A 16,059-nucleotide genomic window follows, 5' to 3' on the forward strand; every position below is an offset into this window, starting at 1 on the left:
GCGAGCATTGCGCGGTCGAGCATTGCGCGGTGGAACGGAAGATCATGTAGCTTTCGAGTCTGGCAATGTCAGTGGACCCGCGGCGCCTCGCCCATGCCCAGGCGTTCCTGAAATTCGGCTACGGCGCTCTTGAGCAGCTCCATCAGTCCTGGAATCAGTGCCGCGCCCTGCTCGGGGCCGGCGACGAACTGCTCGACGCTGACGTGAACCGCCTGATTGTGGACCACCAGCTTGGCGGCCTTGAGCGTGTTCATGACGTCATTGGCGGTCTCCAGCAGCCGTAGGCGGTCCGTCGCGTCCGCCGCCTGCCAGACGCCCGGTAGCATCAGCTGGAAAAACGCGGGCTCGTCCGGTGCCACTACCAGCACGAACTCGAGCCCGTCGTGACGCAAGCGGGCGGCCTGGTCGTCCATCGCCTCGATCTCGATGTCCGATACGCCGAGACGCGCGATGTACTCCTCGATAGGCGTCGACGGCTGCGTGGATGTGCTGTTCGTCATGGTCTGGCTCCCAAATCGTCGGCGGCGCAGCGGCGTCGCTTCTTGATCCCATTGTAAGACAGCGGGAATTCGGGGTCAGGCGAGCTCAGGGCAATTCGTGCCCGACCCGCGTCGGAGCTGACATGATACCCTCCCGCCATGTCCACGCATGCTCTCGCCCCCGCTGCCCCCGAGCTTCGCCCCTACCAGCGTCAGGCCGTCGACAACGTCATCGCCCACTTTCGCGCCAGCGACGATCCGGCGGTGGTCGTGCTGCCCACCGGCAGCGGCAAGTCCCTGGTCATCGCCGATCTCGCCCGCCGCGCCCGGGGGCGGGTGTTGGTGCTTGCCCACGTTCGCGAGCTGGTGGAGCAGAACCACGCCAAGTATCTCGCCTACGGGCTGGAGGCGGACATCTTCAGCGCGGGGTTGAAGCGCAAGGAGAGCACGCGCCAGGTGGTGTTCGGCTCGGTGCAGTCGGTAGTCAACGGCCTCGATGCCTTCGCCGCCGGCGATTTCACGCTGCTGGTGATCGACGAGTGCCATCGCGTGTCGATTTCGGCAGACACGGTCGCGAAAGCGGCGGCGGATTCGCCGGCGAGCCAGTCACGTGCGGCCTCCACCTACGAAAAGGTGATCGCTAGGCTGCGTCAGGCCCGGCCCAACCTCAAGGTGCTGGGGTTGACCGCCACCCCCTATCGCCTCGGCGAGGGCTTTCTCTACTACCGCCACTACCGCGGCATGGTCTGCGGGCCGGAGACGTCTTTCTTTCGCGACTGCGTGTTCGAACAGCCGCTGCGAGTGATGGTGCGCCAGGGCTATCTCGCCGAGCCCAAGCGCATCGACGCGGCGATGGCGTTCTACGATTTCTCACGCCTGATGCCGCAGCGCAACGGCCAGTTTGCCGAGCGCGACATGAACGCCGTGGTCGAGGGCAATCGCGCCACGCCGCAGATCGTCGCCGATATCCTCGCGCGCGCCGCCGACCGCGAGGGGGTGATGATCTTCGCCGCCACCGTCGCTCATGCCGAAGAGGTGGTCGGGCTACTGCCGGCGGAGCAGAGCGCGCTGATCACAGGCGCCACGCCCGGGCCGGAGCGCGAACGCCTGATCGCGGCGTTCAAGGCCCGCGAACTGAAGTACCTGGTCAACGTGGCGGTGCTCACCACCGGTTTCGATGCGCCCCACGTCGACGTCATCGCCATGCTGCGGCCGACGGAGTCGGTGGGGCTCTATCAGCAGATCGTCGGTCGGGGCTTACGGCTCTCGTCGGGCAAGAGCGACTGTCTGATCCTCGACTACGCCGGCAACCCCTGGGATCTCTACGCCCCCGAGATCCATCAGGCGCGGCCGGACAGCGACAGCGAGCCGGTGCAGGTCGAGTGCCCGGAGTGCGGTTTCGCCAACACCTTCTGGGGCAAGCGCGACGGCGAGCTGGTGATCGAGCATCACGGCCGCCGTTGCCAGGGGCTTCTATCTACACGCGCCCCAAGCCGCGCGCAAAACGAAAGTTCAAGACCGGGAGACGTCGTCGATGACGCCGCCGGCGCACACGAGCGGCGGCAACAGTGCACCTTTCGCTTTCGCTTCAAGGTGTGCGAGCAGTGCGGCGGCGAGAACGACATCGCCGCCCGTGCCTGCGGCCACTGCGGCGAGCGCCTGGTCGACCCCGACGACAAGCTGCGCGATGCGCTGAAGCTGCGTCACGCCAAGGTGCTGCGGGTCAGCGGGATGGAGCTGAAAGCGACCACCAATGGCCGCGGTGTTCCCAGGCTCAAGGTGATCTATCACGACGAGGACGGCGAGACGCTGGAGGAGTGGTTCGGCCTGGAGACGCCAGCACAGCAGCACGTCTTCGAGCGCGTCTTTCTGCGTCAGCACCTGCGCGCGCCCGGTACGGGCTGGCGGCCGGCGTCGGCGGAGGAGGCCGAGCGCGAGGCCGAGCGACTGCGCGCACCGGATTTCGTCATCGCCCGCAAGACCGGGCGCCACTGGCGCATCGGCGACAAGTTGTTCGATTACCAGGGGCGATACCGCACTGCGGAGGCGGCGAATTGAGCCCGGTCCACGACGGCCGTTCAACGGCTAACAAAACCTTGGGTGAAGAGCCGACGAAGGACTAAAATGAATGGGCGCTCGTTCGAGCGTCATTGCCACCGAACTCAAGGAGCTCATCATGAGCTGGACGACCCCGGAAGTGAAAGAGATCTGCGTCGGCATGGAAATCAACGATTACATGCCCGCGGAATTTTGAGTCTCGCCGAAAGCGTACGCACTGCAGGTTCCCTGCAGCTTCGCGTACTCGGAGCCGCCGCTGGCGGCGGCTCTCCTCAATGGAATTGCCGATGCGAGGTCTGTCGCCTGCTGTGGACGAACGACCCTCGCGTCACACCCCGCACCCAGTCCTCGATCGCGGCGAGCGTCGACGGTGAGAACTGGGCGCTGATCAACTGCGCTCCAGAAGTGCTGAATCAGATTCAGAAAACGCCGGCGCTACAGCCGAGCTGGGGTGATCGGCACACGCCGATCCGCTCGGTGCTGGTCACCAACGCCGACGTCGATCATATCGGCGGGCTGTTGAACCTGCGCGAAAGCTCGCCGTTTCGGCTGTTGGCGACGCCGCTGATCCAGGACGTCCTGGCGCAGAACCCGATCTTCGACGTGCTGAACCCCGAGTTTGTCGAACGTGAGCCGATCGCGCTGGGCGAGACGTTCACGCTGCTCGAGGGACTCGAGGCGCGGCTGTTCGCCGTGCCGGGCAAGACCGCGCTCTACCTCGAGGGCGATACGGTGGAGATCGGCGGCGAGAGCGAGAGCACGGTGGGGGTAGAGTTCGTTCACGGCGACCAGCGCGCCTACTACATTCCCGGCTGTGCGGCGATGACGCCGGCGCTGGCATCACGCCTCGACGGCGCCGATCTGGTGCTGTTCGACGGCACGCTCTGGCGCGACGACGAGATGATCGAGGCCGGCGTCGGCGTCAAGACCGGCGCCCGCATGGGCCACATGTCGATGTCCGGTGACGACGGCAGCATCGCTGCCTTCGCCGACCTCGACGTCGCGCGGCGGGTGTTCGTGCACATCAACAACACCAACCCGGTGTTGATCGAAGGCTCGAAGGCGCGCCTGGCGGCGGAAAACGCCGGCTGGGAAATCGCCTTCGACGGTATGGAGCTTGACTGTTGAGCGCGACATTCGAAAATCGCAGCGACCTGACCGAGCCTCTCGACGTCGAAGGGCTGGAGGCGCGTCTGCGCGAGGTCGGCGAGAGCCGCTACCATCATCGTCACCCGTTCCAGCTGATGCTGCAGAACGGCGAGCTCGACAAGCGTCAGGTGCAGGCGTGGGCGCTCAATCGCTACTACTACCAGGCGATGATCCCCATCAAGGACGCCTCCTTGATGGCGCGGATGAGCGACCCGGCACTGCGCCGCGAGTGGCGTTCACGGCTGGTCGATCATGACGGCGAAGTCGAGGGCGAGGGCGGTATCGAGCGCTGGCTGAAGCTCACCGACGGCCTCGATCTGCCGCGGCCGCTTGTGACCTCCACCCGTGGCATCCTGCCGGCGACGCGCTTCGCGGTGGAGGCCTATACCCACTTCGTTCGCGATCGCACGCCGCTGGAGGCGATTGCCTCCTCGCTCACCGAGCTCTTCTCGCCGATGGTGATCGGCCAGCGGGTGCGTGGGATGCTCGAGCACTACGATTTCGTCTCGAGCGAGACGCTCGCCTATTTCGAGCCGCGCCTGACGCAGGCGCCGCGGGATGCCGAAATGGCGCTGGACTACGTCAAACGTCACGCCGTACGTGCCGACCAGCAGCAGGCGGTGATCGACGCGCTGCGCTTCAAGTGCAGCGTGCTGTGGGCGATGCTCGATGCCCTGCAGCACGCCTACGTCACGCCCGGACAGGTGCCGCCTGGCGCCTGGGGCAGCGGCGTCGACGGCGACGGCCTCGGCGGCGAAGGGAGACTGTCATGACAGATGCCCAGACCGATGGGTATGTCGATCCGGAGGTCGGCGGCGTGCCGCCGCTGGCAGAAACGGACGTGGTGAAGATCCCGCGCGGCGTGCGACTGCGCGAGGACAAGGCCCGTGGCGGCTGGGTGCTGCTGGCGCCGGAGCGGGTCTTTCAGCTCGACCCGGTCGCCCGCGAGGTACTCTCCCGCCTCGACGGCGAGCGCGATATCTCGGCGATCGTCGACGATCTGGCGGCGACTTTCGCGGCCCCTCGCGAGCGTATTCTCGTCGACGTTCGCGCGATGCTCGTCGACCTGCTCACCAAGAACGTACTGGAAGTGGTATGACCCAAGGAATGGTATGACCCCCGGCACCAACGCCCCCGTTTCTCAGCCGCCCGCTCCCCAGCCGCCCATTGGCATGCTGGCGGAGCTGACGCACCGCTGCCCGCTGCAGTGCCCCTACTGCTCCAACCCGGTCGAACTGACGCGCAAGCGCGACGAGCTCGATACCGAGACCTGGCAGCGGGTCTTCGCCGAGGCCGCCGAGCTCGGCGTGCTGCAGGTGCATCTCTCCGGCGGCGAACCGGCGGCGCGCCCCGATCTGGAAGCGCTGATCGCGGGCTGTGTCGATTCGGGCCTCTACTCCAATCTGATCACCGCCGGCGTCAATATCTCGCGGACCCGCCTCGAGGCGCTGGCGGATGCCGGGCTCGACCACGTCCAGCTCTCGATCCAGGGGGCGACGGCGGAGGTCAATGACCGCATCGCCAATCTCCCGGGCGCCTTCGACAAGAAGCGCGCCTTCGCTCGCGATGTCACCGACGTCGGCCTGCCGCTGACGCTCAATAGCGTGATCCATCGCCACAACTTGCATCAGATTCCCGATCTGGTGGAGCTGGCACTGGAGCTCGGGGCGCGTCGTCTGGAGATCGCCCACGCCCAGTACTACGGGTGGGCGCTGGCCAACCGCGGTGCACTGATGCCGCCCCGCGAGCAGGTGATGGAGGCGCTGGCGCTGGTCGAGGCTGCTCGCGAGCGGCTGAAGGGCAAGCTGGTCATCGATGCGGTGGTGCCGGACTACTACGCGCGCCTGCCCAAGCCGTGCATGAACGGCTGGGGGCGCCAGTCGCTGAACGTCACGCCCAACGGGCGGGTGCTACCGTGCCATGCGGCGGAGACGATCCCCGGGCTCGAGTTCTGGAACGTGCGCGAACACGCCCTCGGCGAGATCTGGCGCGACAACCCGGCGTTCAACGCCTATCGCGGCACCGACTGGATGCCCGATGCGTGCCAGAGCTGCGACCGCCGCGAGATCGACTGGGGCGGCTGCCGTTGCCAGGCGCTGGCGCTCACCGGCGACGCCGCCCAGATGGATCCGGTCTGCGAATTCTCGCCCTATCACGAAGAGGTGCAGACGCTGGCGATTCGCGACGCCCGGAAAGACGACGACTTCGCCTACCGCCGATTCGCCCGCCAGAACGCCTGAGCCCTTCCGAACCCGTAAGCCGCTCTCTTTAGCGCTGCAAGCCCGCGTGGGCTTGCGGCGCCGTGCTTGATAGACTGCGCTGACGGCATTCGCGGGCGATGGGAGGCGAGATGAGCGTGACCGAATCCGAGCGCGTCGATATCGATTCGCCGATACCCGAGGCGTTCGTCGCCACCGTCAACGGCGAGGGCATGACCGAGCTGCCGGAGGATCTGTATATCCCGCCGGAGGCGCTCAAGGTCTTTCTCGAGACCTTCGAGGGCCCGCTCGATCTGCTGCTCTACCTGATCCGCCGTCACAATCTCGACATTCTCGCCGTCAACGTCGCGGTGATCACCCACCAGTACGTCGAGTACGTCGAGCTGATGCAGGCGCTCGAGATCGATCTTGCCGGGGAATACCTGGTGATGGCGGCGATGCTCGCGGAGATCAAATCGCGCACGCTGCTGCCGCGCCCGCCCAAGGGCGACGACGAGGACGACGAGGACGACCCGCGTGCCGAGCTGATTCGCCGACTGCAGGAGTACGAACAGCTCAAGGTCGCCGCCGAAGCGCTCGACGAGATCCCGCGGCAGGGGCGCGACTGGGTGGCCGCGCAGGCGGCACTGCCGCAGCTCGAGGTGCGAATCCAGCACCCCGACGTCGGCCTCGATGACCTGCTCGGCGCGCTCGGCCATATGCTCAAGCGCGCCGACCTGCGCCAGTCCCACCGCATCAGCCGCGAGACACTCTCGACCCGCGAACGCATGCTCGCGATCATGAGTCGGCTCGAGGCGGATCGTTATACGCCGTTCGAAGCGCTGTTCGAAGTCGAGGAGGGGCGAGCCGGCGTCATCGTCAGCTTCGTGGCGATTCTCGAATTAGCGCGTGAGTCGATGATCGAAATCGTGCAAAATGCGCCGCTTTCTCCGATCCATCTGCGGGCGCGCCTGGCACTGGAATCCGGCGTCGAAGCGCCGGCCGACGAGGCGTCACCCGTCGCTCTCGAGGCGGCATTCGTCGATGCGCCCGATGCTTTGACGCCGCCCAGCGACGACTCTTCGACGCGATGAACCGCCTGACCGACCCCTACGTGACGCCAGCCCTCGACGAGATACTCGAAGCGGTACTGCTGGCCGCCGGCGAACCCGTAACACTTGAGCGGATCGAGTCGCTGTTCGAGAGCCAGCCGCCGTCGCGGGCAGCGATTCGCGAATCGCTCTCCAAGCTCTCGGCGCGGCTGTCTCAGGGCGGGGCGCTGGAGCTCAGCGAGACGGCATCGGGCTACCGGGTGCGCATTCGCCAGCGCTACTCGCCGTGGGTCTCGCGGCTCTGGGAGGAGCGCCCGCAGCGCTACTCGCGAGCGCTGCTGGAAACGCTGGCGCTGATCGCCTACCGTCAGCCCGTGACCCGCGGCGACATCGAAGAGGTGCGCGGCGTGGCGGTGTCGAGCTCGATCGTGCGCACGCTGCTCGATCGCGACTGGATTCGCGTCGTCGGCCACCGTGACGTGCCCGGCAGACCCGCGGTCTATGCCACGACGCGGGCGTTTCTCGACGATCTGGGGCTGAAGAGCCTGGAGTCCCTGCCGCCGATGCAGACGCTCAAGCAGATGGAGACCTTCGAGACCGCCCTGCACGAGCCGTTCATGCACGAGTCGTTCGCCGATATGGGCGGGTCAGGCGAAGAGAACGCATCGGCGGATGCCGCCCCGCCGCACGTCGAGCCGGCGGCGGATGACACAGACGAACACGCCGAGACGGCGTCCCCCGACCAGTCGCTGAGTTTTGCCGAGCTCGAAGCGCGCCTGGTCGAACGCGCCCGCCAACGCGATGCCAACGAGCAGCGCGGCGCGGGGGCGGACACTCCGGAAGCGATCGAGGACGGCGATGAATCGCCCGCGACGCTTCCCGCAGCCGATGAGGCCAAGAAAGACTCATGACCGATACGTCCACCGAAAAACTGCAGAAGGTGCTGGCGCGGGCCGGCTACGGCTCCCGCCGTGAGATGGAGACCGCGATCGGCGCCGGCCGAGTGAAGGTCAACGGCAAGGTCGCCAAGCTGGGTGATCGCGTCGAGGCCCGCGATCGGGTCGCCCTCGACGATCGTCCGCTCAGCCTGCGGGCGGTCGAGGAAGTGCCACGCCGGGTGATCATGTACAACAAGCCCGAAGGCGAGCTCTGCACGCGCAAGGACCCGGAAGGGCGGCGTACCGTCTTCGAGCGGCTCCCGCGGCTCAAGGGCGAGCGCTGGATCGCGATCGGCCGCCTCGACATCAACACCAGCGGTTTGCTGCTCTTCACCACCGACGGCGAGCTTGCCAACCGTCTGATGCACCCGTCGCACCAGATCGAGCGCGAGTACGCCGTGCGCGTCATGGGTGACGTGCAGCGCGAGCACGTGGTCAACATGGTCGATGGCGTGATGCTCGAGGACGGCCCGGCACGCTTCACCGACGTGCAGGAGTTCGGCGGCGAGGGCATCAACACCTGGTTCCACGTGGTCATCATGGAAGGGCGCAACCGCGAAGTGCGCCGACTGTGGGAGTCCCAGGGACTCACCGTCAGCCGCCTCAAGCGTGTGCGCTACGGCAGCATCTTTCTCGACAAGCGGGCCAAGGCCGGCGAGTGGCTCGAGCTCTCTCAGGACGAGATCGACGAACTCTCCACTCTGGCGGGTCTCGAGGCGCGCAAGGTGCCGGAGCTCACGCCGGACGAGAAAAACCGCTGGAACCGTGACAAGAACAAGCGGCGCCCGGTCACGGCGATGAAGAAAGCCCGTCGTCCGCGTCGCAATGACGACTGATTCCATGTAGCGTGGGATTCCCCGGGACAGTAAAAAACGCTTGCCTGCCCCGGGGGTTACCAGTAGTATGTGCGCGCAGTCGGAAGGGGTCGTTAGCTCAGTTGGTAGAGCAGTTGGCTTTTAACCAATTGGTCGTAGGTTCGAATCCTACACGACCCACCACTTTCCGACGGGTCGCTCGATGGGTCGTTAGCTCAGTTGGTAGAGCAGTTGGCTTTTAACCAATTGGTCGTAGGTTCGAATCCTACACGACCCACCATCGACTCCACCTCTCGCCGTCATGGCATCGATTCGGCATCCCCGCCGATCGCACTTTCCGGGTCGTTAGCTCAGTTGGTAGAGCAGTTGGCTTTTAACCAATTGGTCGTAGGTTCGAATCCTACACGACCCACCATTACTGCTCTTCGCCTCCCTAAGCGCCGTTCGGTTCTTGTATAGCGCCAATGTTTGCGGGCGCCTGGCACGCCTGGCCTATCGAAAAATGACCTCACTCACGCGTCATGCGGTGGCCGGCCTGAACTATTGGCGGCTATAGCCATCCTGCTCAGAAATTCCGCATCGTCTCTCGATAGCCGAGAAAATCCTGTCGTCGTCGTTCGATGCGACCTGCCATGGCGTAGTCGCCGTCACGCTTGGCGGCGTCGCCGGCCGAGTCCAGCTGACGGATGGCGGTATCGATGCTGCCCTCGAGCTGAAGCTGCTCGGCGCGGGCAAGCTGACCCCAGGCGTCGCGACCGCTGCGCCCGGCCGCCTCGGCGAGCAGGCCGAAGACATTGGGGTCTTCGGGGTAGCTTTCGCTCATGTCGCGCAGCACGCCAAAGGCGCGCTCAGGGGCCATCTGCAGCAGCGCTTCGGCCTGAACCCACTGGGCGGGGTAGTAGTTCGGCGACAGTCTGAGTACGCGCCGGGCGCGCTCCAGGGCGACTTCTCGACGGTTCGCGGCATAGGCGATCTCGGCGGCCGTCGTGGGAATCAGCGAGAGATCCGGATAGTCCTGCGCCAGGGCGTCGAGGGTGGAAAGCGCGGTGTCATAGCGCGTCTTCTCGGCATCGGTCAGCGCCTGCAGGTAGCGTACCGCCGCAGCCGGCGGGTCCTCCTGGGTGAGCACGGTCATCGCTTGGGCCGGGGTGTCCTGATTGAGCATCAGCAGCGCGCGGGCGCGAATCATGGCGTAGGTGGGGTCGATCACGCCCGCCGGCGAGGGGAGCTGGTTGGCCCGTGCCTGGGTATCGCTGATCCGCGACTCCGTCACCGGGTGGGTGAGCAGGAACTCCGGCGGGTTGCCGCCCTGCAGCGCGGCGAGCTTCTGCAGCGAGCGAAACATCTCCGGCATCGCCTGCGGGTCGTAGCCGGCCTTGGCCATGGCCTCGAGGCCCACGCGGTCGGCCTCCTGTTCGAAGCGCCGGGAGTAGGCGAGCTGATCCTGGACGAAGGCGGCCTGGGATCCCATCATCGCGGCGATACCGGCGCTGCCACCGCCGCCGGCGGCGATCACCATGCCCGCGAGCATGGCGGCCATGGTCGGCAGCTGGGTCTGCTCGACCCGCTCCATGCGCCGAGCGTAGTGGCGCTGGGCGAGGTGGCCGAGCTCGTGGGCCAGCACGGAGGCGAACTCGCCTTCCTGCGGTGCCGAGGCGAAGAGTCCGGCGTTGACACCAACGACGCCGCCGGGCACCGCGAAGGCGTTGAGCAGGCGACTCTCCACCAGTGTCACCACCAGCCGTTCGTTGGCCCCGCTGTAGGGCTGCAGGCGAGCGAGCATCGAGCGCACATAGGTTTCCGCGATCGGGTCCTGCCACTGATCCGTCTGGGCGCGAAACTGGCGCAGCCAGGCGCGACCGAGGCGGTACTCGTCGCCGGTAGTGACCGAGGCGCTGGTACTGCCGAGATCCGGTAGCTGATAGGTCGACTGCGCCCCGGCAGTCGGCACGCCGGTGCCGAGCGTCACGGCGAGCGCCGCGTTCGTCAGCCAGCGACGCGAGAGGCGAACGGCGCGCCGGGGGAAACTCGGGGATCGTTGCATCATGAACGTTCTCGTCTCCGAACGGATGAAAGCGCCGCAAGCCATTATTGGGTTTGCGTTATCATGCTTTCGATCGCAGTCTGCCGCAGTCGCCCTCGGGAGTCGACGCCTCGATCGAGACGGTCGTTGGCTGCGGTGCTGGAGGTTCGACGTTCGACTTTCGATGATCAAGATCGCCACGCGAATCAGGAAGCGCCATGCCTCACGAGCCCAACGAACGCTCTTTCCCATCGGTATCGTCTACCGAGCGTGACGCCGTCGCGCCGGATAGCCGTCTCGATACCAGCGGTCTCGCCTGTCCGCTGCCGCTGCTCAAGGCGAAGCAGGCCCTCACCGGTCTGCCCGACGGCGGTATTCTGGAGGTGGTTGCCACCGACCCCGGCTCGTGGCGTGACTTCGAGAGCTTCGCCGCCCACAGCCGTCACGAGCTGATCGAGCGCATCGCGGAAGAAGGGCGCTACCGCTATCGACTGCGCAAGGCCACCAAAGGGGAGAGTTCATGAGCTTGAAGCGTGCCGTTCAGCGCTGGTTCGAACGCTATCTGTCGGACGAAGAGGCGATCGTGCTGCTGGCGCTACTGGTGGGCGGCTGTCTGCTGGTGATCTGGCTCGGTCAGGCATTGGCACCGTTTTTCACGGCCCTGGTGGTCGCCTTCCTGCTTCAGGGGGTGGTGAGCTGGCTCGAACGCCGAGGGTTGCCACGATTGCTCGCCGTCGGTCTGGTCTTTCTGCTCTTCGTCGGTGCGCTGCTGGCGCTGTGTCTGGTCGTGTTGCCGCTGGTGTGGAACCAGCTCGTCGAGCTGGTGCGCGAGGCGCCGAGCATGTTCGACAGCTCCCAGCGCTGGCTCGGCGAGATGCAGAAACAGTATCCCACCATCGTCACGCCGGACCAGATCCAGGGCTGGATCGCCACCGCGGGCCGCCAGGCGTCGCAGCTCGGCCAGCGGGCGCTGACCCTCTCGCTCGCCTCCCTCGGCAGCGTGATGGCGGTGATCATCTATCTGGTGCTGGTGCCGATCCTGGTCTTCTTTCTGCTCAAGGATCGCGAGCGGCTGGTCGGCTTTCTGCTCTCGCTGCTGCCGCGAAAGCGCTCGCTGATGACGCGAATCTGGCTGGAAATGGACGACCAGATCGCCAACTACGTCCGCGGCAAGGCGATCGAGATCACCATCGTCGGCGGCGTCGCCTTCACGACGTTCTGGGCGTTCGGTCTGCCCTATGCGGCGCTGCTGGCGCTGATCGTCGGGCTGTCGGTGCTCGTGCCCTACATCGGCGCGGCGGTGGCGACGCTGCCCGTCGCCGCGGTGGCGGGGTTCCACTTCGGCATGAGCGAGCAGTTCTTCTACGTGCTGGTCGCCTACGCCATTCTCCAGGCGCTGGATGGCAACGTGCTGGTACCGATCCTGTTCTCGGAGGCGGTCAATCTGCATCCGGTATCGATCATCCTGGCGGTGCTGTTCTTCGGCGGGATCTGGGGCTTCTGGGGGATCTTCTTCGCCATTCCACTGGCGACATTGATGAAGGCGCTGGTGACCGCCTGGCCGCGGGGCGAGCGAGCGGTCGAGCGGCTGAGTGAAAGAACGGTTGAGCGAGAGAACGGTTGAACGATAGCGCGGTCGAGCGTCTCGAGGCGCCGTGACGATCACGGCACCTCGAGCGCGGCACCCGGGCGGTGGTTCAGTCGTTGAGGTCACGCGCGGCGGCGAGCACTTCGTCGACGTGCCCCGGTACCTTCACACCACGCCACTCGCGGGCGAGCCGGCCCTCCTTGTCGATCAAGAAAGTGCTGCGCTCGATGCCTAGGTGCTCCTTGCCGTAGAGCTTCTTGAGCTTGATCACGTCGAACTGGCGGCAAATGGCCTCGTCACGGTCCGAGATCAGCTCGAACGGATAGCCTTGCTTGGCCTTGAAGTTCTCGTGGGACTTGATGCCGTCGCGGGAGACGCCGACCACGACGGTGTTGGCCGCGGCGAAGGCGTCGATATTGTCGCGAAAGTCACCGCCCTCGGTGGTGCATCCGGGCGTGCTGTCCTTGGGATAGAAGTAGATCACGACCTGTTGGCCGCGGTAATCCTCGAGACGAAAGGGCGCACCGCCGGTCGCCTCGGCGGTGAAGTTCTCGACCGGTTCTCCAACGCTGACTGTCATGCTGACTCTCCGAAACGATCAAAGGAAAAACGGGCGTTCGACGTAAGCGACGTCGACGCCCTCGGGGCACGATAACCGATCCCGCCATGCGATGCGGCGCGAGAGGCAGGTTTGAGCCGCGCCCGGGCTCGGCTGTACACGCCACAGTTGCCTGAGTACCATCTGGGGTTTGCGGAAATCGGCTTCGAACGGGCCATACAGTCAGCGTCGGACGCGATACGCCGCGCCGAGCCGAATCGGTTTTTAGGGAGAGAACGGCAAGATGATCACAGGCAGCATCGTCGCCCTGGCGACACCGATGAACGCCGGTGGCGAGATCGATTGGGAAGCGCTGCGGCGGCTGGTGAATTTCCATCTCGAGCAAGGCACCGACGCTATCGTCGCCGCGGGGACCACCGGCGAGCCCACCACGATGTCGTTCGCGGAGCACTTCGACGTGATCCGTACGGTGGTCGAGGAGGTCAACGGCCGAATCCCCGTCATTGCCGGGACCGGCGCCAACAACACCGCCGAGGCGGTAGAGCTGGTGCGCTACGCAAGCGACGTCGGCGCCGACTACTGCCTGTCGGTGGCGCCCTACTACAACAAGCCCACGCAAGAGGGCCTGTATCGCCACTTCAAGGCGGTCGCCGAGGCCAGCGAGCTGCCGATCATTCTCTACAACGTGCCCGGCCGCACCTGTTCCGACATCTACAACGAGACGGTCTTTCGTCTCGCCGAGCTCGATCGCATCGTCGGTCTCAAGGATGCCACCGGCAACCTCGAGCGTGCCGAGGAGCTGATCGACCGGCTCAAGGATAGCGACTTCGCGCTCTACTCCGGCGACGACCCGACCGCCTGCGACTTCATGCTGATGGGCGGGCACGGCGATATCTCGGTGACGGCCAACGTCGTCCCGCGCGCCATGCATGAGCTGTGCGTCGCCGCGACCGCCGGCCAGCGTGACCGCGCCCATCAGATCAATGCTCGGCTGGCCTCGCTGCATACCGCGCTCGGTATCGAATCCAACCCGATTCCCGTCAAGTGGGCGCTCAACCGCATGGGCTATGCCGGCGAAGGCATTCGACTGCCGATGACCTGGCTCTCCGAGCGCTATCACGGCAACGTCGGCGAAGCGCTTCAGCTGGCGGGTGTCGAACCGACGTGATTCCGAGCGGTCAGACGTTCGGGCCCTCGCGCCAGTGGGACCGAACTTGACACTCGGACGTCGTCGAAGCGCGACCCGCGCCCTCATCGAGACGCGTCATCCGTGACGCGTCGCTCCGTATCGAAGAATCGCCCGTATCGAAGAAAGGTGGATGCATGAAGCCCATCCTCAAGTGGATGCCCCTGATGTTGTGCTCGTCCGTCGCACTGAGCGGCTGCGGTCTGTTCCAGAGCGGTTACTACTACGATCGCAACGACGAATACCGCCACGCCGAGATGAGCGAGCCGCTGAAGCTGCCGGATTCGCAGAATGCGACCCGCTATCAGGATTCGATGCCGGTACCCCAGGCCGACAGCGACTTCATGGTCTCCGAGTCCGATCCCGACGCCCCGCGCCCCGAGCCGCTGGCGGCGAGCGGCAGCAGCGATCAACCTTTTGCCGAGATTCGCGAGGCGGGAAGCGAGAGCTGGCTGCTGGTGAGCGCCGCCCCGGCGAGCGTCTGGCCCCGCCTGCAGGGTTTCGTTGCCGACCACGGCGTTGCCGCCACCGCCATCGATCCTGCCAGCGGGCGAATCGATACCGCACAGGGAAGCCTGAGCGTTCGCCAGGGGCTGCGCAGCGGCACCAGCGAAGTGCGCTGCGGCGTCGGCGACAGCGCCCAGTGTCTGAGCGCGGTGAAGGCGTACCTGGAGGCCAGCGGTGATGCCGATACCGGTGTCTCGCTCGCCGCCCAGCCGCTCGATCAGAGCGAGCGGATCAAGCTGCAGAACCGGGGTGACAGCTGGCAGCTGGCGCTGGCGCTGGATGGGGAGCGGGCCTGGTCGGAGCTTCTCTACCAACTGCAGAACGCCTTCGATGCCGATCGTCTGACGCTGGTCGACCAGAATCGCAGTGCCGGTCAGTTCTACGTCGACTACCGCCAAAGCGGGGAGAGCGGCGGTAGTTGGGGCGGCTGGGCCAATCCGGTGAACTGGTTCGGCGACGATGCCGCGCCGGCGACGCGCTACCGCCTGCAGCTCCAGTCCCAGGCCGGGGCGACCACGGTGCGCGTCGAAGATCCGGAGGGTGGCCAGGTTCCTGCCACCGCGTCACGCGATCTGCTCGATGCCATTGCGGCAACGCTGCGCTGATGCAGCCATCGTCGGCAGCCCGGCGGCAGGCGTCCGGGGCCTCACAAGGGCTCGGTTCTCCATTGGGGGGTGAGGCGTCACCCGGGCTCTACTTCGCCTCGCTGGGCAGCGGCAGCAAGGGCAACGCGACCCTGGTCAGCGACGGTGAGACGCTGGTGCTGGTGGACTGCGGTTTTCGCCTGAAGGAGGCGGAGCGACGTCTGGCCGCGCTCGGCGTGCATCCGCGTCAGCTCTCGGCGATCCTCGTGACCCACGAGCACAGCGACCACATCACCGGCGTGGGGCCGATGGCCCGGCGCTATGCCATCCCGGTGCATCTCAGCGCCGGCAGCTGGCTCAGCGGTCGGCTGGGCGAGCTCGGCAGCCACACCCTGATCACGCCGCAGGCACGCTTCGCCATTGGCGGACTCGATATCGATCCCGTCACCGTGCCGCACGACGCGCGCGAACCGGTCCAGTTCCGCTTTCGCGCCCACGACCGCCATCTCGGCGTGCTCACCGATCTCGGCCACCCCACGGCGCACGTGGTCGAGGCGTTCCGCGGCTGCGACGCGCTCTTTCTCGAGTGCAACCACGATCCGCGAATGCTCGCCGACGGCCCCTATCCGGCGCACCTCAAGCGTCGGGTCGCCGGGCGCTGGGGGCATCTCGCCAACGTCCAGGCGGCGGCGCTGCTCAAGCATCTCGGGCTCGACCGCCTGCAGCGGATTGTCTGTTCGCACCTCTCGGAGCAGAATAATCACCCCGATCTGGCCCGCGAGGCGCTCACGCCACTGCTCGACGGCGATGCGTCGCGGCTGATGATGTCAGCGCAGAATCAGGGAACCGACTGGCAGCGAGTCGCCTGATCGGCCGCGGCCGTCGCGATATCCGACATTTCACCCTATCAAGAATCAGGCGCC

At 66.1% G+C, this 16,059-nt stretch carries 17 protein-coding genes and 3 tRNA genes; 17 read left to right on the plus strand and 3 right to left on the minus strand.

Annotated features, from left to right (window positions below; translation table 11 throughout):
• Positions 1–68 precede the first annotated feature (68 nt).
• On the minus strand, positions 69–500 hold the full coding sequence (locus DOM33_RS15255) for a hypothetical protein (RefSeq protein WP_110670534.1): 432 nt from the start codon (positions 498–500) through the stop codon (positions 69–71).
• Between the two features lie 138 nt (positions 501–638).
• Between DOM33_RS15255 and DOM33_RS15260 the strand changes: the two genes are divergently transcribed.
• The 12 genes from DOM33_RS15260 to DOM33_RS15315 all read left to right on the plus strand — a co-directional run bounded on the left by DOM33_RS15260 (position 639) and on the right by DOM33_RS15315 (position 9,104).
• The gene (locus tag DOM33_RS15260) at positions 639–2,537 is read left to right on the plus strand and encodes a DEAD/DEAH box helicase (RefSeq protein WP_110670536.1); all 1,899 of its coding nucleotides are present in this window, start codon (positions 639–641) and stop codon (positions 2,535–2,537) included.
• A 70-nt stretch (positions 2,538–2,607) separates the two neighbouring features.
• Positions 2,608–2,733 carry a pyrroloquinoline quinone precursor peptide PqqA gene (gene pqqA, locus DOM33_RS16310; protein ID WP_204352716.1) on the plus strand — a complete coding sequence of 42 codons (126 nt, stop codon included), beginning with the start codon at positions 2,608–2,610 and terminating at the stop codon, positions 2,731–2,733.
• The gene (gene pqqB, locus DOM33_RS15270) at positions 2,730–3,665 is read left to right on the plus strand and encodes a pyrroloquinoline quinone biosynthesis protein PqqB (RefSeq protein WP_239495389.1); all 936 of its coding nucleotides are present in this window, start codon (positions 2,730–2,732) and stop codon (positions 3,663–3,665) included. The genes pqqA and pqqB overlap by 4 nt, the downstream gene beginning before the upstream one ends.
• Positions 3,662–4,459 carry a pyrroloquinoline-quinone synthase PqqC gene (gene pqqC, locus DOM33_RS15275; RefSeq protein ID WP_204352717.1) on the plus strand — a complete coding sequence of 266 codons (798 nt, stop codon included), beginning with the start codon at positions 3,662–3,664 and terminating at the stop codon, positions 4,457–4,459. Before pqqB ends, pqqC begins: the two co-directional genes overlap by 4 nt.
• Complete coding sequence (pqqD, locus tag DOM33_RS15280; protein WP_110670538.1) at positions 4,456–4,785, plus strand: pyrroloquinoline quinone biosynthesis peptide chaperone PqqD; 330 nt, start codon at positions 4,456–4,458, stop codon at positions 4,783–4,785. The genes pqqC and pqqD overlap by 4 nt, the downstream gene beginning before the upstream one ends.
• Before the next feature lie 13 nt (positions 4,786–4,798).
• Entirely contained in the window at positions 4,799–5,926 is a 1,128-nt protein-coding gene (gene pqqE, locus DOM33_RS15285; RefSeq protein ID WP_110670540.1) for a pyrroloquinoline quinone biosynthesis protein PqqE, read from the plus strand.
• Positions 5,927–6,036: 110 nt separating this feature from the next.
• A complete protein-coding gene (locus DOM33_RS15290; protein WP_110670542.1) occupies positions 6,037–6,978 on the plus strand; it encodes a segregation and condensation protein A in 942 nt (313 codons plus the stop codon).
• Positions 6,975–7,847: an SMC-Scp complex subunit ScpB gene (gene scpB / locus DOM33_RS15295; protein WP_110670544.1), complete on the plus strand. Its 873-nt coding sequence runs from the start codon at positions 6,975–6,977 to the stop codon at positions 7,845–7,847. Before DOM33_RS15290 ends, scpB begins: the two co-directional genes overlap by 4 nt.
• A complete protein-coding gene (gene rluB / locus DOM33_RS15300) occupies positions 7,844–8,710 on the plus strand; it encodes a 23S rRNA pseudouridine(2605) synthase RluB (RefSeq protein WP_110670546.1) in 867 nt (288 codons plus the stop codon). Before scpB ends, rluB begins: the two co-directional genes overlap by 4 nt.
• 86 nt (positions 8,711–8,796) lie before the next feature.
• A tRNA-Lys gene (locus DOM33_RS15305) sits at positions 8,797–8,872 on the plus strand.
• Between the two features lie 21 nt (positions 8,873–8,893).
• A tRNA-Lys gene (locus DOM33_RS15310) sits at positions 8,894–8,969 on the plus strand.
• Positions 8,970–9,028: 59 nt separating this feature from the next.
• Positions 9,029–9,104 (plus strand) — tRNA-Lys (locus DOM33_RS15315).
• 150 nt (positions 9,105–9,254) lie between these two features.
• On the opposite strand, the gene DOM33_RS15320 is transcribed toward DOM33_RS15315, so the two are convergent.
• On the minus strand, positions 9,255–10,736 hold the full coding sequence (locus DOM33_RS15320; protein WP_239495390.1) for a M48 family metalloprotease: 1,482 nt from the start codon (positions 10,734–10,736) through the stop codon (positions 9,255–9,257).
• A gap of 194 nt (positions 10,737–10,930) precedes the next feature.
• Here DOM33_RS15320 and DOM33_RS15325 point away from each other — a divergent pair, with 194 nt between their 5' ends.
• Both DOM33_RS15325 and DOM33_RS15330 read left to right on the plus strand, forming a co-directional pair.
• Positions 10,931–11,236, plus strand: coding sequence for a sulfurtransferase TusA family protein (locus DOM33_RS15325; RefSeq protein ID WP_110670548.1), 306 nt, complete (start codon positions 10,931–10,933; stop codon positions 11,234–11,236).
• Positions 11,233–12,336: an AI-2E family transporter gene (locus tag DOM33_RS15330; RefSeq protein WP_110670550.1), complete on the plus strand. Its 1,104-nt coding sequence runs from the start codon at positions 11,233–11,235 to the stop codon at positions 12,334–12,336. Before DOM33_RS15325 ends, DOM33_RS15330 begins: the two co-directional genes overlap by 4 nt.
• Before the next feature lie 73 nt (positions 12,337–12,409).
• On the opposite strand, the gene DOM33_RS15335 is transcribed toward DOM33_RS15330, so the two are convergent.
• Positions 12,410–12,880, minus strand: a complete 471-nt coding sequence (locus tag DOM33_RS15335; protein ID WP_110670552.1) for a peroxiredoxin — start codon at positions 12,878–12,880, stop codon at positions 12,410–12,412.
• A gap of 262 nt (positions 12,881–13,142) precedes the next feature.
• Between DOM33_RS15335 and dapA the strand changes: the two genes are divergently transcribed.
• From dapA to DOM33_RS15350, 3 genes are all read left to right on the plus strand, one after another.
• Complete coding sequence (gene dapA, locus DOM33_RS15340) at positions 13,143–14,027, plus strand: 4-hydroxy-tetrahydrodipicolinate synthase (protein WP_110670554.1); 885 nt, start codon at positions 13,143–13,145, stop codon at positions 14,025–14,027.
• A 185-nt stretch (positions 14,028–14,212) separates the two neighbouring features.
• On the plus strand, positions 14,213–15,157 hold the full coding sequence (locus tag DOM33_RS15345) for an outer membrane protein assembly factor BamC (RefSeq protein ID WP_239495391.1): 945 nt from the start codon (positions 14,213–14,215) through the stop codon (positions 15,155–15,157).
• A complete protein-coding gene (locus tag DOM33_RS15350) occupies positions 15,157–16,005 on the plus strand; it encodes an MBL fold metallo-hydrolase (protein ID WP_110670558.1) in 849 nt (282 codons plus the stop codon). The genes DOM33_RS15345 and DOM33_RS15350 overlap by 1 nt, the downstream gene beginning before the upstream one ends.
• Positions 16,006–16,059: the final 54 nt, after the last annotated feature.

This window comes from Salinicola halophilus, assembly GCF_003206155.1.
GTDB classification, from domain to species: domain Bacteria; phylum Pseudomonadota; class Gammaproteobacteria; order Pseudomonadales; family Halomonadaceae; genus Salinicola; species Salinicola halophilus.